The organism is Novosphingobium sp. 550D (assembly GCF_057401885.1).
Window position 1 is genome coordinate 2752331 of sequence record NZ_CM171613.1, and the last position, 22701, is coordinate 2775031.

Genomic DNA, 22701 nt, shown 5'->3' on the forward strand with positions numbered 1-22701 from the left:
CGGGCGAGATGTGACTTTATAGGAGCCTGACGGGTTCGCCCCTTCACAGTCCTGTCCTCTCTGTGCGGTGCCCGGGCACCGCGCAGAGAGGACAGGACATGAGCGACATAACGACCAACGCCGTAATCATCGGCGTCGATACGCACAAGGCCACGCATGTCGCTGTGGCAATCGATACCAAAGGCAGCCGCCTGGCAGCCTTCTCGGCTCCGGCGACAACCAAAGGCTATATTGCGCTCGAAGACTGGGCGTGTGCGATCGGCGCGATCACAGCCTTTGGTATCGAAGGAACGGGATCATATGGTGCTGGCTTGTCGCGTCACCTCCTTGCCCAAGGGCACAAGGTCGTCGAGGTAACGCGACCCAATCGACAGCTGCGCTATCAGCACGGCAAAACTGACAGCTTGGATGCCGAGGGAGCAGCCCGTTCCGTGCTAGCCGGGCAAGCGATCGCCGAACCCAAAACCCACAGCGGGTCGGTCGAGATGATCCGGCACCTTAAGATCGCTCGCGACACGGCCGTCAAAAGCCGGTCACAGGCCATGGTGACGCTGAAAACCTTGATCATCAATGCGCCCGCGTCGCTTCGCGACGGTCTTGATCAGATCAGCGGCAAAATCGCACTGATCCGGCATATCGCCGCGTTCAGGCCAGGTGCACTCACCTCGACCACCGCGTCGGCCAAAGCCGCTATGCGCGCCCTAGCGCGACGCTGGCTCGCGCTGCACGATGAAATCCAGGCGCATGACAAGGCGCTCGAACAACTCGTCGTCGCCCGCGCGCCGACATTGATCGCAGCGCACGGAATCGCCACGATGACAGCGGCAGAGATGCTCATCCTGGTCGGCGACGATCCTAACCGGATCCGTTCCGAATCCGCGCTCGCCAAGCTCTGCGGCGTTTGTCCAATCCCGGCGTCGAGTGGCAAAACCAACCGCTTCCGGCTTAATCGCGGCGGCAGTCGGCAAGCCAATGCCGCGCTCTATCGTGTCGCGATCGTACGGATGCGCAACCATCCGCCAACTCTCGCTTATGTCAGCAAACGTAAGAAGGACGGCAAAAGCAACCGCGAGATCATCCGCTGCCTCAAACGCTACATAGTCCGCGAAATTTTCACTCACCTGTGTCGCCCGGAAACAGCCTCGGCAGATGCTTGACAAATATAGGAGCCTCAACGCTGTGGCCGAGAGCTTCTTCTCGTCGCTCAAGCGTGAGCGCATCCGCCGCCGCACCTACAAAACCCGCGAGGAAGCCCGGCAGGACGTGTTCGATTACGTCGAGATGTTCTACAACCCGGTGCGCAAGCAGGTCAGGAACGGGATGCTGTCGCCCGCCGAGTTCGAACGGCGGCAGATTTTGAAAGCGGAAGGCGTCTAGAAAACTAGGGGCTACTCACTTGTCTGATATGACGTAGAAATTACGTTTTTCAGACATTCCTCTTGGAAAGACCCTATGCCCCATATTTCCATGGTATTGACCCCCGGGTTCCAGTTCCTCGCGTTGGGGGTGCAGGCGGCATTCGAACTCGCCAATGTCTTGAAAGGCGAAGACTATTACACGCTTTCGATTGCGTCGGTAGAAGGAGGGCCGGTCACCTCGTCCAGCGGCTTTGCCGTGCCAACCACGCCGCTGGCCGAGGTCGGGCAGATCGACACATTGTTGTTGCTGGCAGGCCTTGTTCCGCCGCCACAACAAGAAGATGAAGTGCTGGAACGGCTGCGCGCCACGGCAAAGCAATCGCGGCGGGTGGCGGGCCTTTGCACCGGCGCCTTTCTGCTGGGACAGATGGGCTTGCTCGACGGGCGGCGCGCCACAACGCATTGGTCCTATGCGCGGGAGATGCGCGAGCGCTTTCCCGATGTGAAAGTGGAGGATGATCGCATCTTCATCAACGAGGGGCCTGTCTGGACCTCGGCGGGGCTGACGGCTGGGCTGGATCTGGCCGTGGCGCTGATCGAGAAGGACCTGGGACGCGATCTGGCCAGCGCCGTCGCCCGCCGTCTGGTCATGCATCATCGGCGGGCCGGTGGGCAATCGCAGCATTCCGAACTACTCGAACTGGCGCCCAGCAGTGACCGCATTCAAAAAGTGCTGATCTTTGCCAAGGCTCATCTTGCCAATCCGCTGACCGTGGAGGAACTGGCCGAAGTGGCGGCGCTCTCGCCGCGCCAGTTCGCCCGCGCCTTTCGCGCGGAAACCGGCCAGACCCCGGCAAAAGCGGTGGAGCAAATGCGGCTTGAGGCGGCCAGATTGATGATTGAGGAAACCCGCCACCCGATGGATCAGATCGCGCGCGAGGCCGGCTTTATCGACCTGCGCCGTATGCGCGAGGCTTTTATGCGCCAATATGGTCAGCCACCACAAACGCTGCGTCGACTGGCAAGGGCGGCTTGAGACTTTTTCACGGCGCCCCGCCAACCGCGGGGTAAAGCAACGACGTGCCGTTCCCAGTCCTTGATGTGTGTCCGGTTCACCCGGTTTTCTTTGCCATCGGCATTACGCCTTGCCTCAACAGTTCGACCAGGGCGGCTATCTCCACCGTCGCCACGGTGGAGAACGTGTCGGAAACCGCATAGGGCAACACGATCCGGTCACCGAACTTCATCGCACCGCAGGAATAGACAACATTCGGCACATAGCCTTCGCGAGCAGACCTTTCAGGCTGCACCAGCGGGACGCGAGAGCGACCTATCACGCGGCTGGGGTCATCCTTGTCCAGCAGCACCGCGCCGATCGAGTAATGGCGCACCGGCCCGACACCATGAGTGAAAAGCAACCAGCCCTCCTCCAGTTCGATGGGGGAACCGCAATTGCCGATCTGAATGAATTCCCACGGGAATTGAGGGCGCATGATCGGCGTACCCAATTCCCATTCCAGCAAATTGTCGGAATAGATCAGATGCAGGCTTTCATTGTCATGGCGCGCGATCATCGCGTAACGCCCGCCGATCTTGCGCGGGAACAGCGCCATACCCTTGTTGTTGGCCGCAGGGCCGCGCAGCGCGACAAGCCGGAAGGAGAGAAAATCGCGGGTTTCGAGCAGTTCTGATCGAATCTCGCGCCCGCTATAGGCGGTGTAGGTGGCGTAATAGGTTGTGGCCCCGTCTTCCTCAAAGGCAACAAAGCGGGCGTCCTCGATGCCATGGATTTGCGCCTCGGTGATGGGAAAGATCACCCTTTCGGTCAAGTCGCTGTCCGGGGCAAAGCTCAGTTCGATCCGGTCGCCCACACGCGCCGTCACTTTGGGCAGGCTGGCAAAGCGCAGAGGCGGTTCGATGGCCAGCATCCCATCGGCGTTGATCGTACCGCATCGGAAGGTCAATGACGAGACATGCCCCTCGCCCACCGCCCGCAGCGAGAGGATAAAGCGCATGGCTCCGCTTTGCACGCCGCTTTGGTCGGGATGAGGCACAATGCTGGGGTTAAAGAGCGCGGCGGCCTCGAAACTGTATTCATGCAGGAAATATGCCCCGATCAGCTGGCGCTGGACCAACGAAAAAGAGGCGTGGGCGGCAAAGACATGCTCCATATCTTCGGCGCGTCGTTCGAACAGGCGCAGCATGAAGGCGTGGTCGTCGAAATTGGCAAGGGCCGCCACCAGAACGGCTTCGGCCTCCTCGGCGGTCAGGGAAAGCACCCTTTCGACGGCATGGTTGACGCGCGCTTTATCGGTGGGGTTAAACTCGCGCGGCTCGCTGGCAAGGCGGAATGGGCGCACCACCACGCGTGAGGGATCGGGCCGCAAATGCAGGGCATGGCGGTTGAAAAACGGGGCATTTTGCATAGTGTGCTATCCGGCGTGATGGAGGGTGGGCAGCGAAGCGTCCGGCAGGCGAATGGCCGCCGGCCAAGGCAGATCCCGTTCAAATTGCCACATGTCGGACAGTGACAGCAGATAGGCGAGCAAGGACTCAGCCCCCCTGTTTTCATTGGTACGATCCACGTGCAATCCATCGCGGCAACTGCCGCTGGCGATATCAACCAAAGGCAAATGCAGATCATTGGCGCCGGTAAACCATGCAAAGGCCTTGTGTGCCTCGACATGCCATGATGGCGTGGGGTCGATCAGAGAGGCCGCCAGACAGGCCGCAATCGTGGCGCAGGCTTCGACGGGTTGTTGATCAAAACAAAGCGGGGTTTCGCGCGAAATCAGCAAAAAGCCTTGCGACCCGACCGGGCGGAAATGACCTTCCGGCGCGGTCTGACGCGCCAATAACCAACGCAGGCTGCGCAAACCGGCGTCAACCAGATCGCGCGAACCGCATGCCTTGCCGGTCACGATCAGCGCTTCGCACAGGCGCGCGTTGTCATAGGTCAGCCGATCCTCGAACCATACCCAATCCTTGCTCTCGCAGGCCAGCAAAAGCGCGTGGAGCCGGCCGCCAAGAGTAAGCTGGATCCGGTGCGCCTCGCGGTCCTTGGGTCTTGCGGCGCAATAATAGGACAGACCCAGCAGCGCAAATGCCCATGCCCGCGGCGATGTGAAAGCCTGCACCGGGGCAAGGGCCTGTTCAAACAGGCCGCAGGCCCATTGCGCCAGCGGAGTATCCTGCCCCTTGGCCATGCAGGCGCCCAGCGCCCAGAGTGTGCGGCCATGGCTGTCCTCGGATCCGGCGTCCTCCAGCCATTGGCGGTCATAACCCATGAAGTTGCGGAAACGGCCCTTGTCCGGGTTCCATCCGTGCTGGATGAAGGCTGCAAAGCGTGGCTGCATGGTCTTGATGAAATCGGCGTGGCCATGGGCGTCGCCATGCCCACCCATGGCGCAGCACAGCAGCATGGCGCGGGCATTGTCATCGATGCAATAGCCGTGGCTTCGGTCGGGAATGCCGAAAACCGCATGTTGAAACAGGCCCGTGTCGTCACACATCGCGGCAAAATGATCGAGCGGCATCGCGGGCAATGCTGGAACCGGCTTTCGACAAGCCGCGCGAAAGGCTTCGCGATAGTGCAGCGCAGTGTTGCGCCATGTCATCGCCCGACTGGCCACATAGGCGCGGCGGCCCATGGCAAGGCGTGATCCTTCATCGGTTAGAAGATCGGCCACCACCGTGCCAAGCCCCGCCGTATCGCCAAAGGGCACCAGCGCCCCCGACCCATCGGTCAGCAATTCAAGCGCATGCCAATAAGGCGTTGAGACCACCGGCCGCCCCAATCCATGCGAATAGGCCAAAGTGCCAGACGTCATCTGGGTTTCGACCAGATAGGGCGTAACATAGACGTCGCACATCGCAATGTGTTGCAACAATTCGGGCCGGTCGACAAAGCGGTTGAGGAAGACCACATGCCCGTCAAGACGCAGATCATGGACCAGCGCGATCAGGTTTTCGCGATAGGCCTCTCCCGCTTCGCGCAGGAGCGTGGGATGGGTCGCGCCCATCACCACATAGACCGCATCGGGCGCCGCGGCCAGAACCACCGGCATGGCCTTGATCATCGTTTCTATGCCCTTGTTCGGACTGATCAGGCCAAAGGTCAGGATGATGCGGTGACCCGCAAAGCCAAGCTTTTCCTTGGCCTGTTGCGGGATGATCAACGGCATGTCGGGAATGCCGTGGGGGATGACAATGATTTTGCCCGGATCGGCGTCATAGAGGTCGATCAGGATTGAACGCCCTTTTTGCGCCATCACCACCACCCGCGCTGATGCGGCCAGTATGGCCATGGTGACCTTGCGCTGGGCATCGCTGGGCCGGTCCAGTACGGTATGCAGCGTGGTGACCAGCGGGATACGCAAGGCGGCAATCAGGCCAAGGATATAGTCCCCCGCTTCGCCCCCATAGATCCCGAATTCATGTTGGAGCGAAACGACATCAAAGCCCTGCTCATGGATGAAATCCGCCGCGGCCAGATAACCGCCAAAATCATCCTGTGCGATGGACCAGCGAACGTGGGGCGGAAAAGCATATTGTCCGCCCGGATCGCACATGGCGACGATGGCGGTTTGCGCCACATCATCAAGATGCCGCAGGGCCAGTTCAAGGTCGGTGGTAAAGGTCGCAATGCCGCAACGACGCGGCAGCGCATTGCCGATAAAGGCAATCTTTAACGGTCGTGTCTGAGAATCGTCTCAGAGCTTGCCTTTCGGCTTGCGCGTTGCGGCCAATACCGGCGAAATTTCCAACGGCACCAGCGCCGTGACGGACTTGTTTTTGGCGGTCTTGGGTTTGCGGATTTCGCGATTGCTGCGCTTTTGTGATTTGGCCATGTCAGTTGCTGCCTTTATGAGAGAGGGAGTGTCATTTTTTGTCCATCACCGGCACAGGCGTCCGATTGGGGACATAGGGGCGGTGGGGATAAGGGAAAGGCTGAAAATCCAGCCGCAATCGACACAAGGCCCGCAAACTTGCCCCTACATCAGGCCCATTCGGGGCCAAAGTATAGCGCATGATGGCAAGCTGTTCGTCTTTGAAGATCTGATTGAGGCACATGGCGTGTCCTCTTGTATCAAGCGGGGGCGCTTGGCATCCCTCAGCCGCGAGTGGCTCGGAAACAAAGTCTCGCGATAGCTCTGCCTATAGCACCAATTGCAAATTACCTTGCATCAATTCGGGGCGTGCCGTCCCGCCAGCATCGCTTTGCCTTGATGCAGCTGTTGGCGGTAAATTTTAGAAACCAATCAGTTCGGCGTTTCGTTCAAATGACGTATTTAGGCAATGATATCGGCCCGATCGAGCCTATCTCCAATCCCCCCGCCATCGCCAATCCAAGCGCTTCGGTTTCAATATGGCGTTTCGATGGGGCAAGGCCACGAACCAAGGCGCGGCAACATCACCATGTCACCGCGCCCTGTACCGGGTTACAGTTTGTATCGGGTTTTAATTCATCAGCCCTTGATGAAGGCCAGAATATCCTTGTTCAGCACATCGGCATGGGTGGTCAACATACCGTGGGGATAACCGGGATAGATCCGCAACGTGTTGTTGGGGATCAGCTTGGCCTGCAACCGGGCCGAGGCGTCCACCGGCACAATCTGATCGTCGTCGCCATGCTGGATCAACACGGGCACCTTGATCGCTTTCAGGTCTTCGGTCTGGTCGGTTTCGGAAAAGGCCTTGATGCTGTCATACTGGGCCTTGATGCTGCCCATCATGCCCTGACGCCACCAGTTCTGGCGGATCGCTTCGTTCACGCTCTGGCCCGGACGGTTGAAACCGTAAAAGGGCACCGGCACATTCCAGAAGAAATCCGCCCGGTTTTCGACCAACGCTTTGCGGAAACCGTCAAACACCGACATCGGCAATCCGCCCGGATAGGCCTCGGTTTTCAGCATGATCGGGGGCACCGCGCCCACCAGCACCGCCTTGGCCACGCGCCCTTCGGCATAGCGCGCCACATAGCGGGCCACCACGCCGCCGCCGGTGGAATGGCCGATATGGATGGCATTATGCAGATCCAGATGCCGCGCCAGCACCGCCGTATCGCGGGCATAGGTGTCCATGTCATTGCCGTTCATCGTCTGGGTCGAACGGCCATGACCACGCCGGTCAAAGGCAATGACGCGGAAACCCTGCGACAGGAAAAACATCATCTGCGCATCCCAATCATCGGCCGTCAGCGGCCAACCATGGTGGAACACGATGGGCTGTCCGCTGCCCCAATCCTTGTAATAGAGCCGCGCTCCATCGGGCGTGGTGACATAGCCGTCGCCCACCGGGGCGGATTGGACAGCCTTGGCCGGAGCGGCAGCAGAAGCCGGAGCCGCCGCCAGTTCAGCGCCGCCGGCCAGCGTTGCCGCGCCCGCCACGGCGCCTGCGGTGGTCAAAAGATGGCGACGCGAAAAATCCTGAACAGAATTGGTCATGATACACCTCGGGGGAAAGTGGGGGGATTGGAAAGAGGAAGGGGGTATTCGGCAAGGAATGTCCGGGCGCTTCCCTTAAAAACGAGGGGAGCGGGAGGCGCCCGGAAGAGTATTATGCGGCATCCACCAGCACAATCTCGCTGTCCTCGATGGCGGTGACGCGCAGCACTTCAACATCGCTGATCGCCACACCGTCGCGGGTCTTGACGGTCAGGTCATCGATCCGCACGGCCCCGATGGCAGGCACCAGATAGGCCTTGCGGTCCGCGCCCAGCGGATATTCGGCGGTTTCACCGGCCTTCAGCGTTGCGCCCACAACGCGGGCATTGGTGCGGATGGGCAGCGCGTCGGTATCCTCGGCATAACCGCTCGCCAGTGTCACGAAATGGCCCGAACGATCATCCTTGGGGAAAGGCTTGGCGCCCCATTGCGGCGCGTCGCCCTGATGGGTGGGGATGATCCAGATCTGAAAGATCTTGGTCGTGATATCTTCCAGATTATACTCCGAATGGCGGATGCCGGTGCCTGCGCTCATCACCTGGACGTCGCCGGCCTCGGTGCGGCCCTTGTTGCCCAGATTGTCCTGATGGGTGATTGCGCCTTCGCGGACATAGGTGATGATTTCCATGTCGCGGTGGGGGTGCGGGGGAAAACCGGTGCCCGGCGCGATCGTGTCATCGTTCCACACGCGCAGGTTGCCCCAATGCACGCGGGCCGGATCGTGATATTCGGCAAAGGAAAAGTGGTGATGCGCATCCAGCCAGCCATGGTTGGCCGCGCCAAGCGTTTCAAAGGGGCGATGTTCGATCATGGTTCAATCTCCTGTTGGGCGGCATGGGTTGACCGCCCCTTGATGAGATCGTTTTAGCCCTTGCAGATCATTCCGTTCAGATGGATAAAATGAACCATAACGTTCGATATTCTTGAAAAGAAGGTTTCGCAGTGAGCAATCCCGGTACCCCCACCTTTGATCAGCTCCGTATCTTTTTGACCATTGTCGACACCGGCAGCTTTGCGGGCGCGGCGCGCAAGCTGAACCGTGCCGTCTCGGTCATATCCTATGGCATCGCCAATCTGGAGGCGCAGCTTGGCCTGACCCTGTTTGACCGCGAGGGCACGCGCAAACCCACGCTGACCGTGGCGGGCCGCGCGCTGTTGTCCGAGGCGCGGGGTGTTGCACAGGGGATCGACGCGCTGCGCGCCAAGGTCAAGGGCCTGCTCGACGGGTTGGAGGCCGAGGTCGATGTGGCGGTGGATGTGATGCTGCCCACCGCGCGGCTGGGGCGGATCCTGCGCGCCTTTCGCGCTGAGTTCCCCACCGTGCAATTGCGCCTGCATGTCGAGGCACTGGGCGCGATCACGGCCATGGTGCTGGACGGCAAGGCGGTGATCGGCCTGTCCGGCCCACTGTTCGCCGGGGTGGAGGGGCTGGAAAGCGTCGATGCCGGATCGGTGCAGATGGTGCCGGTGGCCGCGCCCGATCATCCGCTGGCGCAAATGGACCCGATTCCCCCCGGCGCGGGGCGGCAATATATCCAGCTCGTGCTGACCGATCGTTCGCGCTTTACCGAAGGGCAGGATTATTCGGTGCTCTCACCCAGCACATGGCGTCTTGCCGACCTTGGCGCCAAACATGCCCTGCTGCGCGAAGGGATCGGGTGGGGCAACATGCCATTGCCGATGATTGCCGATGATCTGACCACGGGCACGCTGGCCCGGTTGATGATGCCCGACCACGTGGGCGGCACCTATCGCTTTGCCGGGATATGGCGGCGCGACACCCCCCCCGGCCCGGCGGCGGCTTGGTTGATCGAACAATTCGTGGCCACCGCCCATATGCACGCACAGCCCGGCGACGAGATGATGCCCGACATCTGAGGCCATCCGGGGGCGCGATTCGGGGTGGGGCCTCTATTCAAAAATATCGAACAAACCATCCTATCTTATCTCACTTACCCGAAGTTCCTTTCCGACATAGTCTGCCCTCACAGCAACGATGCTGGCCCAACAAAAGGAACCCCCCGATGACCATCACCGCCACCGCCACCCCCGGTAAGAGCCTGATTTCGCCCAAGGATCACACGCTGGTCCTGATCGATTTCCAATCACAAATGGCCTTTGCCACCAAGTCGATCGCCACCGAAGTGCTGCGCAGCAATGCCGCGCTGGTCGCCAATGCCGCCGCTTCGTTTGGCGTCTCCACCATCCTGACCACGGTGGCTGAAAAGAGCTTCTCCGGCCCGATGTTCACCGAAATCACCGACGCTTTTCCGGGCCAGCCCCTGCTCGACCGGACCAGCATGAACACATGGGAAGACGAAGCCGTGATCGCCGAAGTGAACCGCATCGGCAAGGAGCGCATCATCTTTGCCGGCCTGTGGACCAGCGTCTGCATCGTCGGCCCGGTGGCCTCGGCCATTGATCAGGGCTTTGACGTTTACTTCATCGCCGACGCTTGCGGCGACATTTCGGCCGAGGCCCACGAACGCGCCGTCCAGCGCATGATCCAGCTGGGCGCCAAGCCGATGACCTCGCTGCAATACATGCTTGAGCTTCAGCGCGACTGGGCGCGGGCCGAAACCTATGACAGCACCACCGGCATCGCTCGCCAGTGGGGCGGCGCTTATGGCCTGGGCATCACCTATGCCAAGACCATGTTCGGCGGTTCGGAAGGCGGCCATTGATCGCCCGTCCCTGACCATTGCCCCTGGGCCGGTTTGTCCCCCCGCAAACCGGCCCCCTCCCCCAATCCCCCGTATCAAGGGAGACACGCGATGAAACTCTATTTCCTCTCACTCGGCGCCGGATTGCTGGTCGGTGTGATCTACAGCCTGCTGGGCGTGCGTTCGCCCGCGCCGCCGATCATCGCGCTGGTGGGCCTGCTGGGCATTCTGGCCGGTGAACAGATCGTTCCGATTGCCCGCCGCGCCATTCAGGGACAGGATATCGCCTGTTATATCCGCGGCAATTGCGCCGATCATGTTCTGGGCCAATTGCCCGGAAGCCCTGACAAAAACTGATCCCTTCCCCAAACCGGAGCCTTCCCCCCATGGCCGACCTGATCATCACCAATGCCAAGGTTTCCACCCTTGACCGCGAAAACCCCGAGGCCGAAGCCATCGCCATCCGCGACGGCAAATTCCTGGCCGTGGGCAGCGAAAAGGAGGTACGCGCCGCCGCCCTACCCGAAGCCGACGTCATCGACGCAGGCCGCCGCCGGGTGATCCCCGGCTTGATCGACAGCCATATGCACATCATCCGGGGCGGGCTGAATTTCAACATGGAACTGCGCTGGGACGGCGTGCCCTCGCTTTCTGAAGCGATGGCGATGCTGAAAGCGCAGGTTGACCGCACCCCCGCCCCGCAATGGGTGCGCGTGGTAGGCGGCTTTACCGAGCATCAGTTTGCCGAAAAGCGCCTGCCCACGCTGGCCGAACTCAACGCCGTGGCGCCCGATACGCCGGTCTTCATCCTGCACCTGTATGACCGCGCGCTGCTCAATGCCGCCGCGCTGCGGGTGGTGGGCTATACCAAGGACACGCCCAACCCTCCGGGCGGCGAGATTGTCCGCGATTCCATGGGCAACCCCACCGGCTTGCTGCTGGCCCAGCCCAATGCGACGATCCTCTATTCCACGCTGGCCAAGGGACCAAAGCTGCCGCAGGAGTATCAGCTTAATTCGACCCGCCATTTCATGCGCGATGTCAATGCCTTGGGCGTGACGGGCGTGATCGATGCCGGTGGCGGCGCGCAAAACTATCCCGACGATTACGAGATCATCGAAAAGCTGCATCAGGACGATCAGCTCACCGTGCGCATCAGCTACAACCTCTTTACCCAAAAGCCGAAAGAGGAACTGGCCGACTTTTCCGGCTGGGTGAAGCAAGTGACGCCCGGACAAGGCGATGACACCTATCGCCACAATGGCGCGGGCGAGATGCTGGTCTATTCCGCCGCCGATTTCGAGGATTTCCGCGCCCCCCGCCCCGACATGCCCCCCAGCATGGAAGGCGACCTTGAACCCGTCATCCGCCTCTTGGCCGAACACCGCTGGCCCTGGCGCCTGCATGCCACTTATGACCAGACGATCAGCCGCGCGCTGGACGTTTATGAAAAGGTGAACCGCGACATTCCCCTCACGGGCATCAACTGGTTTTTCGACCATGCCGAAACCATCAGCGACCGCAACATCGACCGCATCGCGGCGCTGGGCGGCGGCATCGCGGTCCAGCACCGCATGGCGTTTCAGGGCGAATATTTCGTCGAACGCTATGGCGCCAAGGCCGCCGAGCGCACGCCGCCCATCAACAAGATGATCGCCGCCGGCATCCCGGTGGGCGCGGGCACCGACGCGACACGCGTGGCCAGCTATAACCCCTGGGTCTCGCTGTCATGGCTGGTGACGGGGCGCACTTTGGGCGGCATGCGGCTCTATCCTTCGGCCAACCGGGTCACTCGCGAAAAGGCGCTGGCCATGTGGACGCATGAAAACACATGGTTTTCCAATGAAGTGGGCAAGAAGGGCCAGATCAAGGCGGGCCAATTGGCCGATCTTGCCATCCTGTCCGACGATTATTTCACCGTGCCCGAACATGAAATCGTCCATATCCGCTCTGTCCTGACCTTGCTGGGCGGCAAGGTGGTGCATGGCGAGGGCAAGTACGAACCGCTGGCCCCGGCCCTGCCCCGCCCGATGCCCGACTGGTCGCCGGTGGCCACCTTTGGCGGATACCACAAGACCCGCGAGGCGCGCGCGAAACTGGCCTCGGCCTGCGCCTGCCATTCCTCCTGCGCGGTCCATGGCCATGACCATGCCGCCGCCCTTGGTGCCAGCGTTCCGGCCGGTGATCCCCAAAGCTTCTGGGGCGCGCTGGGCTGCGGCTGCTGGGCCGTCTGATCCCCTTTTTCACTGGAGTCCCCCGCCATGAAATCTCTCGCTTTTACCATCGCTCTCGTTCTGGCCGCGCCTGTCGCCGCCAAGCCTGTCGCCACCCCCGATGTAGGCGTCGCCCCGCAATATGACACCACCCATGTCTATGTGCCCGAAGGCGATTTCGACCGCTTCGTCGCCAGCTTTTCCGCGACTTTTGGCGGCACCACCAGCAAGCAGGGCACGTTTCAGGTGACCCCCACGCCGTCGCTCACCAAATCGCAGCTGGTGCTGACCCCTGCGGGCACGGTCTCGGTGTTCGGTTTCAAGACGCCCATCCCCTATCCCTTTGGTGATGAACGCACCGGCTATCTGGTGACGGATATGGACAAGGCCGTGCTGGCCGCGCGCAAACATGGCGCGATCCGCCGCCTGAATGATTTTCCCGATCCCATTGGCCGCGATGTGGTCATTCAATGGCCGGGCGGAGTCAACATGCAGCTTTACTGGCACACCGCCACGCCGCATTACGCGCCACTGGCCACGGTGCCGGAAAACCGCATCTATCTGACGGCTGACGCGGCCGATGCTTTCCTCAAAAGCTGGGGCGGCTATGCCCATGCCAAAATCACCGCCGACAACCGCAAAGCCTCCGGCGCCGAGGTGGGCCAGAGCGGCAAGACCATCCGCCGCATTGCGCTGACCAGCAATTACGGCAAGATGGTGGTGTTTGTCTCTGATGGCCAATTGCCCTGGCCCTATGGCCGCGACATGACAGGCTATCAGGTGCCGGATCTGGCCGCCACGCTGGACAAGGCCAAGGCCAATGGGACCGAGGTTCTGGTCGCGCCCTATTCGGTTGGCCCCCGTCAAACCGCGATTGTCCGCTTCCCCGGCGGCTATATCGCCGAAGTGCATCAGGGCGCCTGAGCCATGGACACGCGCCACGACTTCACCCACCGCGACCCGGCCATGATCGACGCCATTCTGGAATGGCCCGGCACATGGACCATCGCCCGCCTTGCGCTGGTTGGGCCTTATCTGCTGGGCGGGGTGGTCAAATTGACCGACCTTTCCGCCGCCGCCGCCGAACAGGCCCATTTCGGGCTGAACCCGCCGATGGTCTGGGCCGCGCTCACGATTGCGGTCGAACTGATCGGGCCTTTGCTGGTGCTGTCGGGCCGTCTGGTCTGGCTGGGGGCAGGCATGCTGGGGGTGTTCACCCTGCTGGCGGCCTGCGTGGCCAATGCCTTTTGGGCGATGCCCGCCGGACAGGACCGCTTTATGGCCACCAACGCCTTTTTCGAACATATCGGCCTGATCGGCGGCTTTGTGCTGGTCGCGCTGGTTTCGGAACGGGCGCAACGCCGTGACCGAGCGCGCCCAGACGGATCAGGCCATGCGTAAACTTGCCATACTCGCCCTGTCGGGTGCCTTGTGGGGCGCCTGCCCCGCGGCGGCCCAACAGGCGCGGGAGGCATGGCAGGCCCCCACCCTTTCCATCACCCGCATTGACGAGGACTGGTCCGATCTGGCCGATGCGGAAAAGCGCGCCCATCATTGGACTGGCCCGTTCAAATATATCCCGATCACCGATGATGTCTGGCTGTCCACCGGCACCGAATTTCGCCTGCGCAGCGAGAGCCTGAGCGGCAATCAATGGGGCGGCCCCGCGGCCAAGGGTTCTCCCGACCAAACCTATCTTTGGGCGCGCGCCCTGCCCTATGCCGATTTACATATCGGCCGGGTCCGCGCCTTTGTGCAACCCATGGCCAGTTTTGCCACCGGGGTTGAACCGGCCGCCGGCGCCATCGATCAAAGCCGCCTCGACCTGCTCCAGGTCTTTGCCGAGGCCGACCTTGGCCCCGTCACCCTGCGCGCCGGGCGGCAGATGGTCTCGCTGGGCACGGAACGGCTGGTTGGTACGCGCTATGGCCCCAACACGCCGCTGGCCTTTGACGGGGCGCGTGCGGTGGTGCGGGTGGGCGCGGCCTCGGTCAATTTGCTGGCGTTGAACCCGGTTCAACCCGGCGCGCGCGATTTTGATGACCATACTTCGCCCGCGCGGGGCTTGTGGGGCGCCTATGCGGTGCTGCCGGGTTGGGATGTCTATTATCTGGCCTATCGCAACCGCAACGCCCGGTTTGGCGGGAAAACGGGCCGCGAATTGCGCCACTCCATCGGGCTGCGCAGCCATGGCGTGCGGGGCCGGTTCCACTGGAATGTCGAGGGTGTGGCGCAATTCGGCCATTTCGACGCCCAATCCATCGGTGCATGGACGCTGGGCACCGAGGTCGGCCTGACCCTGCCCCATGCGATGGATGCCACCATGCGCGTCAACATCATCAGCGGCGACGGCAAGGCGGGCGACGCCCATCTGGGCACGTTCAACGCGCTGTTTCCCAAGGGAAAATATTTCGGCGAACTCTCGCCTGTCGGCCCAGCCAACATTATCAACCTTACCCCCCGTTTCAGCGCGCAGATCACCCCCAAGGTTTCGGCCAGTGTGGCCGCCATGGCGTTCTGGCGCTACTCGCGGGCCGATGGCGTCTATGACATTCCGGGCAATCTGATCCGCGATGCGGGCGCGGGCCGATCACGCTTTATCGGCGGCGGGGCCGAAGCGGCGGTATCGTGGCAGGCAACCCCCGAACTGGCCCTGTCCACATCGCTTTCCGCATTTGTGCCGGGGGCGTTCCTGCGCGAAACGGGATCAACCCACACCTTCACCATGCTGGGCCTTGAGGCCAATTTCCGCTTTTAAGGAGCTTCGACCATGACGAAATCCTCACCGCTTCCCGGCCTGCTCCTCTTGCTCTCGGCCACAACGGGTCTTGTCGATGCCGTATCGGTGTTGGGGTTGGGCAAGGTGTTCACCGCCAATATGACCGGCAATGTCGTTTTCCTTGGCTTTGCGGCGGCGGGTACGCCCGGTTTTGCCGTCAAACCCTATCTGGTCGCGCTACTGGCGTTTCTGGTGGGGGCGCTGGTGGCGGGGCGGGTTGGGCTGCGTCTGGGGCAAAAGCCGTTGCGGCACTGGTTGCTGGTCGCCGCCGGGGTTGAAGGCACCTTGCTGGGCGCCGCCGCGCTTTGCGCTCTGCCGATGGCTGCGTGGGTCGATGCGATCATCGCGCTGACGGCGCTGGCCATGGGGTTTCGCAATGCCACGATCCGCATGCTCAAAGTGCCCGATCTGACCACCACGGTTCTGACGCTGACCTTGACGGGGATTGCTGCCGATTCGCCGCTGGCGGGCGGGACGGGGCCAAACCTTTCGCGCCGCCTTGCCGCCGTGGCCAGCATTTTTGCCGGGGCCGCGCTGGGCGCCTTCATGGTCACGCATTGGGGCCTTGCCCTGCCATTGGCGCTGGCGGCCGGGTTGGTGATGCTGGGCACGGCGGCCTGTGTCACCCATCCCGCCGCCGCGCAAGTTCACAACCATTGATAAGGAGCAACACCGATGTCCGCTGATCCCGATATGGTGCGCAACAATCCCGCACAAAACCGCTTCGAACTGCCGGTTGAGGGCGATGCCCTCGCGGTCTGTGTCTATCGCCGCGATGAAGCGGGGCACTATGTCCTGCTGCATACCGATGTGCCCGAAGCCTATGCCGGGCGGGGGTTGGCGGCCACGCTGGCCAAGGGGTTGTTCGCGATGGCCCGGGCCCAAGGTTTGCGACTGGTGCTGATCTGCCCTTACATGACGGCATGGTTTGTGCGCCACCCGGACTATGCCGATGTGGTGGTGGGATCGGGCGCAAACTGATTGGCTCTTCGCGTGCGGTGTCGCTACAAAGGCGCATGGACATGTTCGCGGCAATAAAAGCTTTTGTGGCTGTGGTTGACGAAGGCGGGTTTGCCCCGGCGGCCCGTCGCCTTGGTCAGGCGGCCTCTTCCTTCACACGGCATGTCGATGCGCTGGAGGCCGAACTTGGTGCAAGCCTGCTCAATCGGTCAACCCGTCGCGTCTCGCTCACCACCGCCGGCGAAGTCTATTACGCCCAGGCGGTGGCCATTCTGGCCGGGCTGGAGGAAGCCAATCGCAGCCTGCGCGAACGCGACGGCCCGCCGCGCGGATTGTTGCGGGTCAGCTTGCCGACCTCTTTTGCCCGAATGCATGTTTCACCATTCCTGCCACGCTTTATGGCCGAATTCCCCGGCGTTGAACTGGATTTGCTGATCAGCGACGAGGTGGTCAATCTGGTCGAGCGGCGGGTGGATGTGGCGGTGCGTTTGGGCGCACTTGAATCCTCCAGCCTGATTGCGCGCAAATTGGCGCCGCATCGGCGGATCGTCTGTGCCAGCCCGGCCTATCTGGAACAGCGGGGCACACCGGGCACGCCGGGGGAACTGGCCGATCACGCCTGCCTTACCTTCGCCTTTGCCGATGGCGAACGGCGCTGGCGCTGGCGCTTTACAATGGGCGAACGCACAGAGCAGATCCGTGTCAAAGGCCCGTTGCGCGCCAATCAGGCCGAGGCGCTCAAGGAAGCCGCATTGGCGGGCTTTGGCGTGGTGATGTTGCCGACATGGCTGGTGGGCGAAGACATCGCGCAGGGCAGTCTGCGACCCATATTGCCGCAATGGCATGCCGATATTGGGCGTCTGGGTGCGCCACCTTCGGGGGAAAGCGGCATTCACGCCCTGTACCTGCCCGATCGGCGCGGGTCGCCCAAAGTGGCCGCTTTCGTCAATTTCCTGAGCCAGAGATTCGGCAGTCCGCCCTATTGGGATCGCGCTCTTTAATCTTTGCAAAAATTGCAAAGATGATCGCGATATTCGATGGATTATCAAGCACGACGAATGGGAGCAAACCGCAGGGATCAACCCTTTTCAGCGGAGTAGTCTGCCATGACTGATCTTTTGTTTACGCCTGTCCGTCTGGGCGCGCTCGATCTGCCCAATCGGATCGTGATGGCGCCTCTTACGCGCTCGCGCGCGGCTGCTGGCAATGTGCCGTCCGATTTGGCGATTGAATATTACCGCCAGCGCGCTTCGGCCGGTCTGATCATCACCGAAGGCACGCAAATCTCAGCCCAGGGCCAAGGCTATGCCTGGACCCCCGGCATTCACACACAGGCGCAGATGGAAGGCTGGGCTAGGGTTGCGCAGGCTGTGCATCACGAAGGCGGGCGTATCGTGATGCAATTGTGGCACGTGGGCCGCGTGTCGCACCCCGTGTTCCAACCCGGCGGAGCGCGGCCCGTAGCCCCGACCACCATGCCCGTGCCGGCCAAAGCCTTCATTCCCGGTGAGGATGGTCGCGGTGCCTTTACCGATGTGCCCGAACCACAGGCGTTGACCATCGCGGGGATTCAACTGATTATTGCCGATTATGCACAGGCCGCCCGCAATGCCATTGCCGCCGGGCTGGACGGCGTGGAGATTCACGGCGCCAATGGCTATTTGCTTGATCAATTCCTCAACAGCGCCAGCAACTGGCGGACCGACCGTTATGGCGGATCGCCAGAAAATCGGGCGCGTCTGATGCTGGAGGTTGTGGATGCGGTTTGCGCCGCTGTGGGCTCTGCGCGGGTCGGCCTGCGTCTGGCCCCGATGGGCAGGGCTTTTGGCATGAATGAAGCCGAGCCGGAGGCGCTGTTCGCCTATCTGATCGACGAATTGGCCAAGCGGAACCTGGCTTATCTCCATTTGGTGGAACCCAGTGTGGTGGGCCGCGAAATTACGGCCATCGATCCGCGCGCGGATGCGTTGATGGGCGCCATTCGCCGGACCTTCACCGGGCCGATCCTTCTGGCCGGTGGCTATACACGCCAGAGTGCGCAAGCGGCTTTGGCCAATGGTCGCGGGGATGCCATCGCCTTTGGCCGCCCCTTTATCGCCAACCCTGATCTGCCCGCGCGGTTGCGCATTGATGCACCGCTCAATACGCCTGACCCCGCGACCTTCTATGGCGGCGATGCACGTGGCTACACTGACTATCCCGCACTGGCCACATCAGAGGCATTATCATGAACGCGCCCACCAAACAGATTTCCACCGCCATGGTCTATGCCATGGCGGTGGCCACCGGCCTTGCCGTTGCCAACATCTATTATAACCAACCCATGCTGGGCCTGATTCAACGCGATTTGCCCGGCGGGCTGACTGCATTTGTGCCGACGGTGACACAATTAGGCTATGCACTGGGCCTGTTCCTGCTGGTCCCGCTGGGTGATCTTGTGGAACGAAGGAGTCTGATTCTGGTGCAATTTCTGGGGCTGGCGATCGTGTTGATCGCCGCCGCCGTCGCGCCAAGCGGGGCAGTGTTGGTGCTCGCCTCCCTGCTGGTCGGCGCGCTGGCCACCGTTGCCCAGCAGATCGTGCCGCTGGCCGCGCATATTGCGCCGGACGCCAAACGGGGCGCGGTCATCGGGAAAGTGATGGCCGGTTTGCTGGGCGGCATCCTGCTCAGCCGCACTTTGGCCGGCACAGTGGCGCAGCAGGCGGGGTGGCGCAGCATGTATTGGCTGGGTGTGCCGCTGGCCGTGGCAGCAGGCGTGCTGATGCGGGCGGTGCTGCCGGTGTCGCGGCCCGACAAGGGGCCGTCCTATCCCGCCCTGCTCGGTTCATTGTGGGACCTTTGGCGTGATTTGCCGGTCTTGCGCCGGGCAACCTTCACGCAAGGCCTCCTCTTTGCCGCATTCAGCGCCTTTTGGAGTATCCTTGCCCTGTATTTGCAACAGTTGGGGCAAGGTCCACAAGTGGCCGGTCTGTTCGGCGTGGTGGGAGCCGCAGGGATTTTTGCTGCTCCCTTGGCCGGGCATCTTGCCGACCGGCGCGGCCCGCGCGCGGCGATTGCCGCGGGCACCTTGCTGACCATGGCGGGCTGGGCAATCTCGGGCCTTGCGCATGGCATGATCGGGCTGGCGCTGGGCTGCATCCTGCTCGATCTGGCGGTGCAAGGCGCGCTGATCTCGCACCAGCATATCGTCTATGCTCTGCGTCCGGATGCGCGCGCCCGGCTCAACACGCTGTTCATGAGCGGCATGTTTCTGGGCGGAGCGGCCGGTTCCGCTCTGGCGATGGCGGTCTGGCAGATGGCAGGTTGGCACGGCGTGGGGCTGCTGGGCGTTATACTGGGCGGTCTGGCTCTGGCGCTTCAGGTGGTTGGCCCGCGCAGAGTGAGCCTTGCCTGAAGACAAGGGTTGGGGGCGGTTTTGCTCCCAACGGCTTTCATGGCGCTGGCCCTGCTTGGCGGAATAGGCATGCCATCACATCCTATAATCCGCCCCGGCCAGCGCCTGAGCATCGGCTCCGGCCGGAAAATGAAGCCGGTCTGTGCGATCGTGCACCGCATCCCACACCGCCTGGGCAACATCGCTCTCACGCGTGGTCAGTGTGGGCGCGGCAAAGGCCTCCAGTATAGGCCGGGCAAAATCGGCGTACTCACCGGGCAGCAGATCGCTCACCGGCACGATGGCATTGGCCCCGAACCGCGTGGTCGGCGCATAGCCCGGCTCGACCAGCTTTACCGCAATGCCGAAATGGCCCAGTTCATGCGCCAGTGAGCCGGTGAAACCCTCGACGGCCTGTTTGCTGGCAGTATAGGCAGCAGCCAGAGGAAAGGCGCCCAGCGTGACGCTGGAGGTGACATTGACGATGCGGCCTGCGCGGCGTTCGCGCATCTGGGGGATAAAGGCCTGGCACATGGCCATCGCGCCAATGGTGTTCGTCTCGATCAATTGCCGGATCAGGCTCATCGGCATCGCTTCAAAAGCGCCCACGCCGCCCACACCGGCGTTGTTGACCAGCACGTCGATCGGTCCGGCGGCTTCGACCAGCGCGGCGATACTGTCTTGCAAAGTGACATCAAGGGGTAGGATACGCAGCCGGTCGGATGCGCCGGCAAAAACCGTTTTGTCAGGGCGGCGCATGGTCGCCACCACATTCCAGCCCTGAGCAAGGAAGTGTTCCGCTGTTGCCAGCCCATAGCCGGAGGATGTGCCGGTGATGAGGATTGTCTTGGTCATGGTCTGTCTCCTTGGTGTCGATACAGGAGGGATAGACGCAGCCATCGGGACAATATATAATCATAAATCCAAATTTGATTATGGATCGTCCAATCATGGATCCCCTCAGCGAAATCATCACCCTGTTGCGCCCCCATGCGGCCCTGTCGAAACCCATCACGGCGCGGGGGCGATGGGCTGTGCGCTATCAGGCGCATGATGCGCCGGGCTTTACACTCATCCTTGCCGGACAGGCATGGGTGACGTTCGACCGATCGGCTCCGCTGCGGCTTGCACAGGGCGATTTCCTGCTGATGCCCACGACGCCGGCCTTTTCTCTGGGCAACGAGCCGGGGCAAGACGGTCCTTTGCAGGAGCCTAGCACCGAGCCGGTCAGGCATGGCGAGCAGGACGGTGAGCCCCATTTTGTCGCTTTGGGCGGCAGCTTTTCCTTTGATCGGGTTAATGCCCCTCTCCTGCTCGGATTGCTGCCCGGCCTGATCCATATTCCCGCCCCGCAGGGCATGGCCGACCGCATGGGTCGGACCATCCGCCTGCTGGCCGAAGAATGCACATCCAGCCATCCGGGCAAGGATCTGATTATTCAGCGTATGCTCGAAGTGTTGCTGGTCGAAGCCTTGCGTTGGCAGGGTTTGGGGCAAGACACGGCCTCTGCCGGTCTGCTGGCCGGCCTGCGCGATCCGGCATTGGGCCGGGCGCTGCACGCGATGCATGCCGATATCCGCGCCCATTGGACTGTTGCGGGGTTGGCAAGGATCGCGGGCATGTCGCGGTCGGCCTTTTCGGCGCGGTTTGGCTCAGTCGTTGGCCACGCGCCCATGGAATATCTCACCGGTTGGCGCATGGCGGTGGCCAAGGCTGCGCTTGCCCGTGGCGGCAAATCGCTGGACCGGATCGCCGATGATATCGGTTATGAATCAGCCAGCGCTTTCAGCACCGCCTTTCGCAAACGCCTCGGCTCTCCACCGGGCAGTTTTGCCCGCAGGATGGTGGAGGCTTAATTCCGCGTTCCGGGGGGATGTCCGGCGACCTGATCCGACTTGCCAGCGCCCCATCATTTGGAAAAGTTGGGGCTAATTCCGGCGAGGGTCTAGACCGTGGAGCGCCTATCAAGGTAGCGGCCCAAACCATGAGCATCATTGCAACCATCATGAATTCGTCGACCGGATTGGCCATACAGAAAATGAAGTTTGAGCGTATGCCCAAGCCTTGGGTGACGCTTCATCTTGAAACAGGTGAACAGGTTACGGCCGACCGTGTCCATGTCGGCAAACCCGCACCGGGCAAATTCATCACGCCGGTGGAAGTCTGGGTAACGCCCAAAGGATAACCGCCAGCCGCCGGGGGGGCATCCATGAAAATCGGCAAAGAATGGCCCCCTCACCCCGGATTTTGGACGATCAGGCGATAACCAATTCCCGGCTCGTTTCGGATAATGCTCTGTTCAACGGGTACGTCTTCCAGCTTGCGACGCAAACCTCTTGCGGCGACGCGAAGGTACTCGACCGATTGTTCCTGTCCGGCGCCCCATACGTCCCGCAAAATGTTAGCGTGCGAAATGACCCGCCCAGGATGGCGGGCCAAAATGGCCAAAAAGCCATATTCCTTGGGGCTGAGATGCACCTCAACACCGTCTCGATACACCATGCGGGCGGACAGATCGATCACCAAGTCGCCCAGACGCAGCACCGGTTCCGCCGTCTGGGTGTACAGGCGGTTGCGTAAAGCCACACGAATGCGGGCCAGAATTTCCTCGGTGTCGAATGGCTTGGTAATATAGTCGTCTGCGCCAAGATCGAGAGCCGCCACTTTTTCCGCCGTTGCATCGCGCGCCGAAATGATCAGCAGCGCAGCCTTCGCCGCCTTGATCGCGGTGATAAGCTCCAGCCCGTCTCGGTCAGGCAGGCCAAGATCGAGCAAAACAAGTTCCGGCTTGTCAATGGGCAGGGCCGCGAGCGCCTCTCGCGCATTGGCGGCCTCAATCATCCGAAAATCGGCGCGTGCAAGGCTTGCCCTCAGCAACCGCCGGATAGACATTTCGTCGTCCACCACCA

The 22701-nt window shown here is 61.9% G+C and carries 23 protein-coding genes and 1 pseudogene; 17 read left to right on the forward strand and 7 right to left on the reverse strand.

The window, feature by feature from the left end; genetic code table 11:
• Positions 1-98 precede the first annotated feature (98 nt).
• The 3 genes and pseudogenes from AC2S2E_RS13020 (at position 99) to AC2S2E_RS13030 (ending at position 2394) form a co-directional block, all read left to right on the forward strand.
• The gene (locus AC2S2E_RS13020; RefSeq protein WP_486522625.1) at positions 99-1157 is read left to right on the forward strand and encodes an IS110 family RNA-guided transposase; all 1059 of its coding nucleotides are present in this window, start codon (positions 99-101) and stop codon (positions 1155-1157) included.
• A gap of 16 nt (positions 1158-1173) precedes the next feature.
• Positions 1174-1377, forward strand: a pseudogene (locus AC2S2E_RS13025) (IS3 family transposase); the annotation flags it as partial.
• Between the two features lie 90 nt (positions 1378-1467).
• On the forward strand, positions 1468-2394 hold the full coding sequence (locus tag AC2S2E_RS13030; RefSeq protein ID WP_486522626.1) for a GlxA family transcriptional regulator: 927 nt from the start codon (positions 1468-1470) through the stop codon (positions 2392-2394).
• A gap of 76 nt (positions 2395-2470) precedes the next feature.
• On the opposite strand, the gene AC2S2E_RS13035 is transcribed toward AC2S2E_RS13030, so the two are convergent.
• From AC2S2E_RS13035 to AC2S2E_RS13055, 5 genes are all read right to left on the reverse strand, one after another.
• Positions 2471-3784, reverse strand: a complete 1314-nt coding sequence (locus tag AC2S2E_RS13035; protein WP_486522627.1) for a glycoside hydrolase family 130 protein — start codon at positions 3782-3784, stop codon at positions 2471-2473.
• A 6-nt stretch (positions 3785-3790) separates the two neighbouring features.
• A complete protein-coding gene (locus tag AC2S2E_RS13040) occupies positions 3791-5953 on the reverse strand; it encodes a glycosyltransferase family 4 protein (RefSeq protein WP_486522628.1) in 2163 nt (720 codons plus the stop codon).
• 117 nt (positions 5954-6070) lie between these two features.
• Positions 6071-6208 (reverse strand): hypothetical protein, encoded by a 138-nt coding sequence (locus AC2S2E_RS13045; protein ID WP_476107103.1) that lies wholly within the window; start codon positions 6206-6208, stop codon positions 6071-6073.
• A 618-nt stretch (positions 6209-6826) separates the two neighbouring features.
• Complete coding sequence (locus tag AC2S2E_RS13050) at positions 6827-7804, reverse strand: alpha/beta fold hydrolase (protein ID WP_476107101.1); 978 nt, start codon at positions 7802-7804, stop codon at positions 6827-6829.
• Between the two features lie 112 nt (positions 7805-7916).
• Complete coding sequence (locus AC2S2E_RS13055) at positions 7917-8615, reverse strand: pirin family protein (protein ID WP_476107099.1); 699 nt, start codon at positions 8613-8615, stop codon at positions 7917-7919.
• Positions 8616-8746: 131 nt separating this feature from the next.
• Between AC2S2E_RS13055 and AC2S2E_RS13060 the strand changes: the two genes are divergently transcribed.
• The 12 genes from AC2S2E_RS13060 (at position 8747) to AC2S2E_RS13115 (ending at position 19813) form a co-directional block, all read left to right on the forward strand.
• A complete protein-coding gene (locus AC2S2E_RS13060; protein ID WP_476107096.1) occupies positions 8747-9682 on the forward strand; it encodes a LysR family transcriptional regulator in 936 nt (311 codons plus the stop codon).
• A 146-nt stretch (positions 9683-9828) separates the two neighbouring features.
• Positions 9829-10488: a hydrolase gene (locus AC2S2E_RS13065; protein WP_476107094.1), complete on the forward strand. Its 660-nt coding sequence runs from the start codon at positions 9829-9831 to the stop codon at positions 10486-10488.
• 90 nt (positions 10489-10578) lie between these two features.
• The gene (locus AC2S2E_RS13070) at positions 10579-10824 is read left to right on the forward strand and encodes a XapX domain-containing protein (RefSeq protein WP_486522629.1); all 246 of its coding nucleotides are present in this window, start codon (positions 10579-10581) and stop codon (positions 10822-10824) included.
• Positions 10825-10853: 29 nt separating this feature from the next.
• Positions 10854-12701 carry an amidohydrolase gene (locus tag AC2S2E_RS13075; RefSeq protein WP_486522630.1) on the forward strand — a complete coding sequence of 616 codons (1848 nt, stop codon included), beginning with the start codon at positions 10854-10856 and terminating at the stop codon, positions 12699-12701.
• Between the two features lie 27 nt (positions 12702-12728).
• The gene (locus AC2S2E_RS13080; protein ID WP_486522631.1) at positions 12729-13604 is read left to right on the forward strand and encodes a VOC family protein; all 876 of its coding nucleotides are present in this window, start codon (positions 12729-12731) and stop codon (positions 13602-13604) included.
• Positions 13605-13607: 3 nt separating this feature from the next.
• Positions 13608-14081, forward strand: coding sequence for a DoxX family protein (locus AC2S2E_RS13085; RefSeq protein ID WP_486522632.1), 474 nt, complete (start codon positions 13608-13610; stop codon positions 14079-14081).
• Positions 14074-15438 carry an alginate export family protein gene (locus AC2S2E_RS13090; protein WP_486522633.1) on the forward strand — a complete coding sequence of 455 codons (1365 nt, stop codon included), beginning with the start codon at positions 14074-14076 and terminating at the stop codon, positions 15436-15438. Before AC2S2E_RS13085 ends, AC2S2E_RS13090 begins: the two co-directional genes overlap by 8 nt.
• A 12-nt stretch (positions 15439-15450) precedes the next feature.
• Positions 15451-16119 (forward strand): YoaK family protein, encoded by a 669-nt coding sequence (locus tag AC2S2E_RS13095; protein WP_486522634.1) that lies wholly within the window; start codon positions 15451-15453, stop codon positions 16117-16119.
• Between the two features lie 15 nt (positions 16120-16134).
• The gene (locus AC2S2E_RS13100; protein WP_486522635.1) at positions 16135-16440 is read left to right on the forward strand and encodes a GNAT family N-acetyltransferase; all 306 of its coding nucleotides are present in this window, start codon (positions 16135-16137) and stop codon (positions 16438-16440) included.
• 41 nt (positions 16441-16481) lie between these two features.
• Positions 16482-17420 carry a LysR family transcriptional regulator gene (locus tag AC2S2E_RS13105; protein ID WP_486522636.1) on the forward strand — a complete coding sequence of 313 codons (939 nt, stop codon included), beginning with the start codon at positions 16482-16484 and terminating at the stop codon, positions 17418-17420.
• Positions 17421-17525: 105 nt separating this feature from the next.
• Positions 17526-18650, forward strand: a complete 1125-nt coding sequence (locus tag AC2S2E_RS13110; protein WP_486522637.1) for an alkene reductase — start codon at positions 17526-17528, stop codon at positions 18648-18650.
• Positions 18647-19813, forward strand: coding sequence for an MFS transporter (locus AC2S2E_RS13115; RefSeq protein ID WP_486522638.1), 1167 nt, complete (start codon positions 18647-18649; stop codon positions 19811-19813). The genes AC2S2E_RS13110 and AC2S2E_RS13115 overlap by 4 nt, the downstream gene beginning before the upstream one ends.
• Before the next feature lie 75 nt (positions 19814-19888).
• Here AC2S2E_RS13115 and AC2S2E_RS13120 read toward each other — a convergent pair whose 3' ends face one another.
• Positions 19889-20647, reverse strand: coding sequence for an SDR family oxidoreductase (locus AC2S2E_RS13120; RefSeq protein WP_486522639.1), 759 nt, complete (start codon positions 20645-20647; stop codon positions 19889-19891).
• 95 nt (positions 20648-20742) lie between these two features.
• On the opposite strand from AC2S2E_RS13120, the gene AC2S2E_RS13125 reads away from it, so the two are divergent.
• Both AC2S2E_RS13125 and AC2S2E_RS13130 read left to right on the forward strand, forming a co-directional pair.
• Positions 20743-21648, forward strand: coding sequence for an AraC family transcriptional regulator (locus AC2S2E_RS13125; protein ID WP_486522640.1), 906 nt, complete (start codon positions 20743-20745; stop codon positions 21646-21648).
• 128 nt (positions 21649-21776) lie between these two features.
• Positions 21777-21977: a hypothetical protein gene (locus AC2S2E_RS13130; protein ID WP_172343157.1), complete on the forward strand. Its 201-nt coding sequence runs from the start codon at positions 21777-21779 to the stop codon at positions 21975-21977.
• A gap of 50 nt (positions 21978-22027) precedes the next feature.
• Here AC2S2E_RS13130 and AC2S2E_RS13135 read toward each other — a convergent pair whose 3' ends face one another.
• Positions 22028-22684, reverse strand: a complete 657-nt coding sequence (locus AC2S2E_RS13135) for a response regulator (RefSeq protein ID WP_486524602.1) — start codon at positions 22682-22684, stop codon at positions 22028-22030.
• Positions 22685-22701: the final 17 nt, after the last annotated feature.

Coding starts and splice junctions, on each gene's coding strand:
- AC2S2E_RS13020 (WP_486522625.1), top strand. CDS start 99: ATGAGCGACATAACGACCAACGCCGTAATCATCGGCGTCGATACGCAC.
- AC2S2E_RS13030 (WP_486522626.1), top strand. CDS start 1,468: ATGGTATTGACCCCCGGGTTCCAGTTCCTCGCGTTGGGGGTGCAGGCG.
- AC2S2E_RS13035 (WP_486522627.1), bottom strand. CDS start 3,784: ATGCAAAATGCCCCGTTTTTCAACCGCCATGCCCTGCATTTGCGGCCC.
- AC2S2E_RS13045 (WP_476107103.1), bottom strand. CDS start 6,208: ATGGCCAAATCACAAAAGCGCAGCAATCGCGAAATCCGCAAACCCAAG.
- AC2S2E_RS13050 (WP_476107101.1), bottom strand. CDS start 7,804: ATGACCAATTCTGTTCAGGATTTTTCGCGTCGCCATCTTTTGACCACC.
- AC2S2E_RS13055 (WP_476107099.1), bottom strand. CDS start 8,615: ATGATCGAACATCGCCCCTTTGAAACGCTTGGCGCGGCCAACCATGGC.
- AC2S2E_RS13065 (WP_476107094.1), top strand. CDS start 9,829: ATGACCATCACCGCCACCGCCACCCCCGGTAAGAGCCTGATTTCGCCC.
- AC2S2E_RS13070 (WP_486522629.1), top strand. CDS start 10,579: ATGAAACTCTATTTCCTCTCACTCGGCGCCGGATTGCTGGTCGGTGTG.
- AC2S2E_RS13075 (WP_486522630.1), top strand. CDS start 10,854: ATGGCCGACCTGATCATCACCAATGCCAAGGTTTCCACCCTTGACCGC.
- AC2S2E_RS13080 (WP_486522631.1), top strand. CDS start 12,729: ATGAAATCTCTCGCTTTTACCATCGCTCTCGTTCTGGCCGCGCCTGTC.
- AC2S2E_RS13085 (WP_486522632.1), top strand. CDS start 13,608: ATGGACACGCGCCACGACTTCACCCACCGCGACCCGGCCATGATCGAC.
- AC2S2E_RS13090 (WP_486522633.1), top strand. CDS start 14,074: ATGCGTAAACTTGCCATACTCGCCCTGTCGGGTGCCTTGTGGGGCGCC.
- AC2S2E_RS13095 (WP_486522634.1), top strand. CDS start 15,451: ATGACGAAATCCTCACCGCTTCCCGGCCTGCTCCTCTTGCTCTCGGCC.
- AC2S2E_RS13100 (WP_486522635.1), top strand. CDS start 16,135: ATGTCCGCTGATCCCGATATGGTGCGCAACAATCCCGCACAAAACCGC.
- AC2S2E_RS13105 (WP_486522636.1), top strand. CDS start 16,482: ATGTTCGCGGCAATAAAAGCTTTTGTGGCTGTGGTTGACGAAGGCGGG.
- AC2S2E_RS13110 (WP_486522637.1), top strand. CDS start 17,526: ATGACTGATCTTTTGTTTACGCCTGTCCGTCTGGGCGCGCTCGATCTG.
- AC2S2E_RS13115 (WP_486522638.1), top strand. CDS start 18,647: ATGAACGCGCCCACCAAACAGATTTCCACCGCCATGGTCTATGCCATG.
- AC2S2E_RS13120 (WP_486522639.1), bottom strand. CDS start 20,647: ATGACCAAGACAATCCTCATCACCGGCACATCCTCCGGCTATGGGCTG.
- AC2S2E_RS13125 (WP_486522640.1), top strand. CDS start 20,743: ATGGATCCCCTCAGCGAAATCATCACCCTGTTGCGCCCCCATGCGGCC.
- AC2S2E_RS13130 (WP_172343157.1), top strand. CDS start 21,777: ATGAGCATCATTGCAACCATCATGAATTCGTCGACCGGATTGGCCATA.
- AC2S2E_RS13135 (WP_486524602.1), bottom strand. CDS start 22,684: ATGTCTATCCGGCGGTTGCTGAGGGCAAGCCTTGCACGCGCCGATTTT.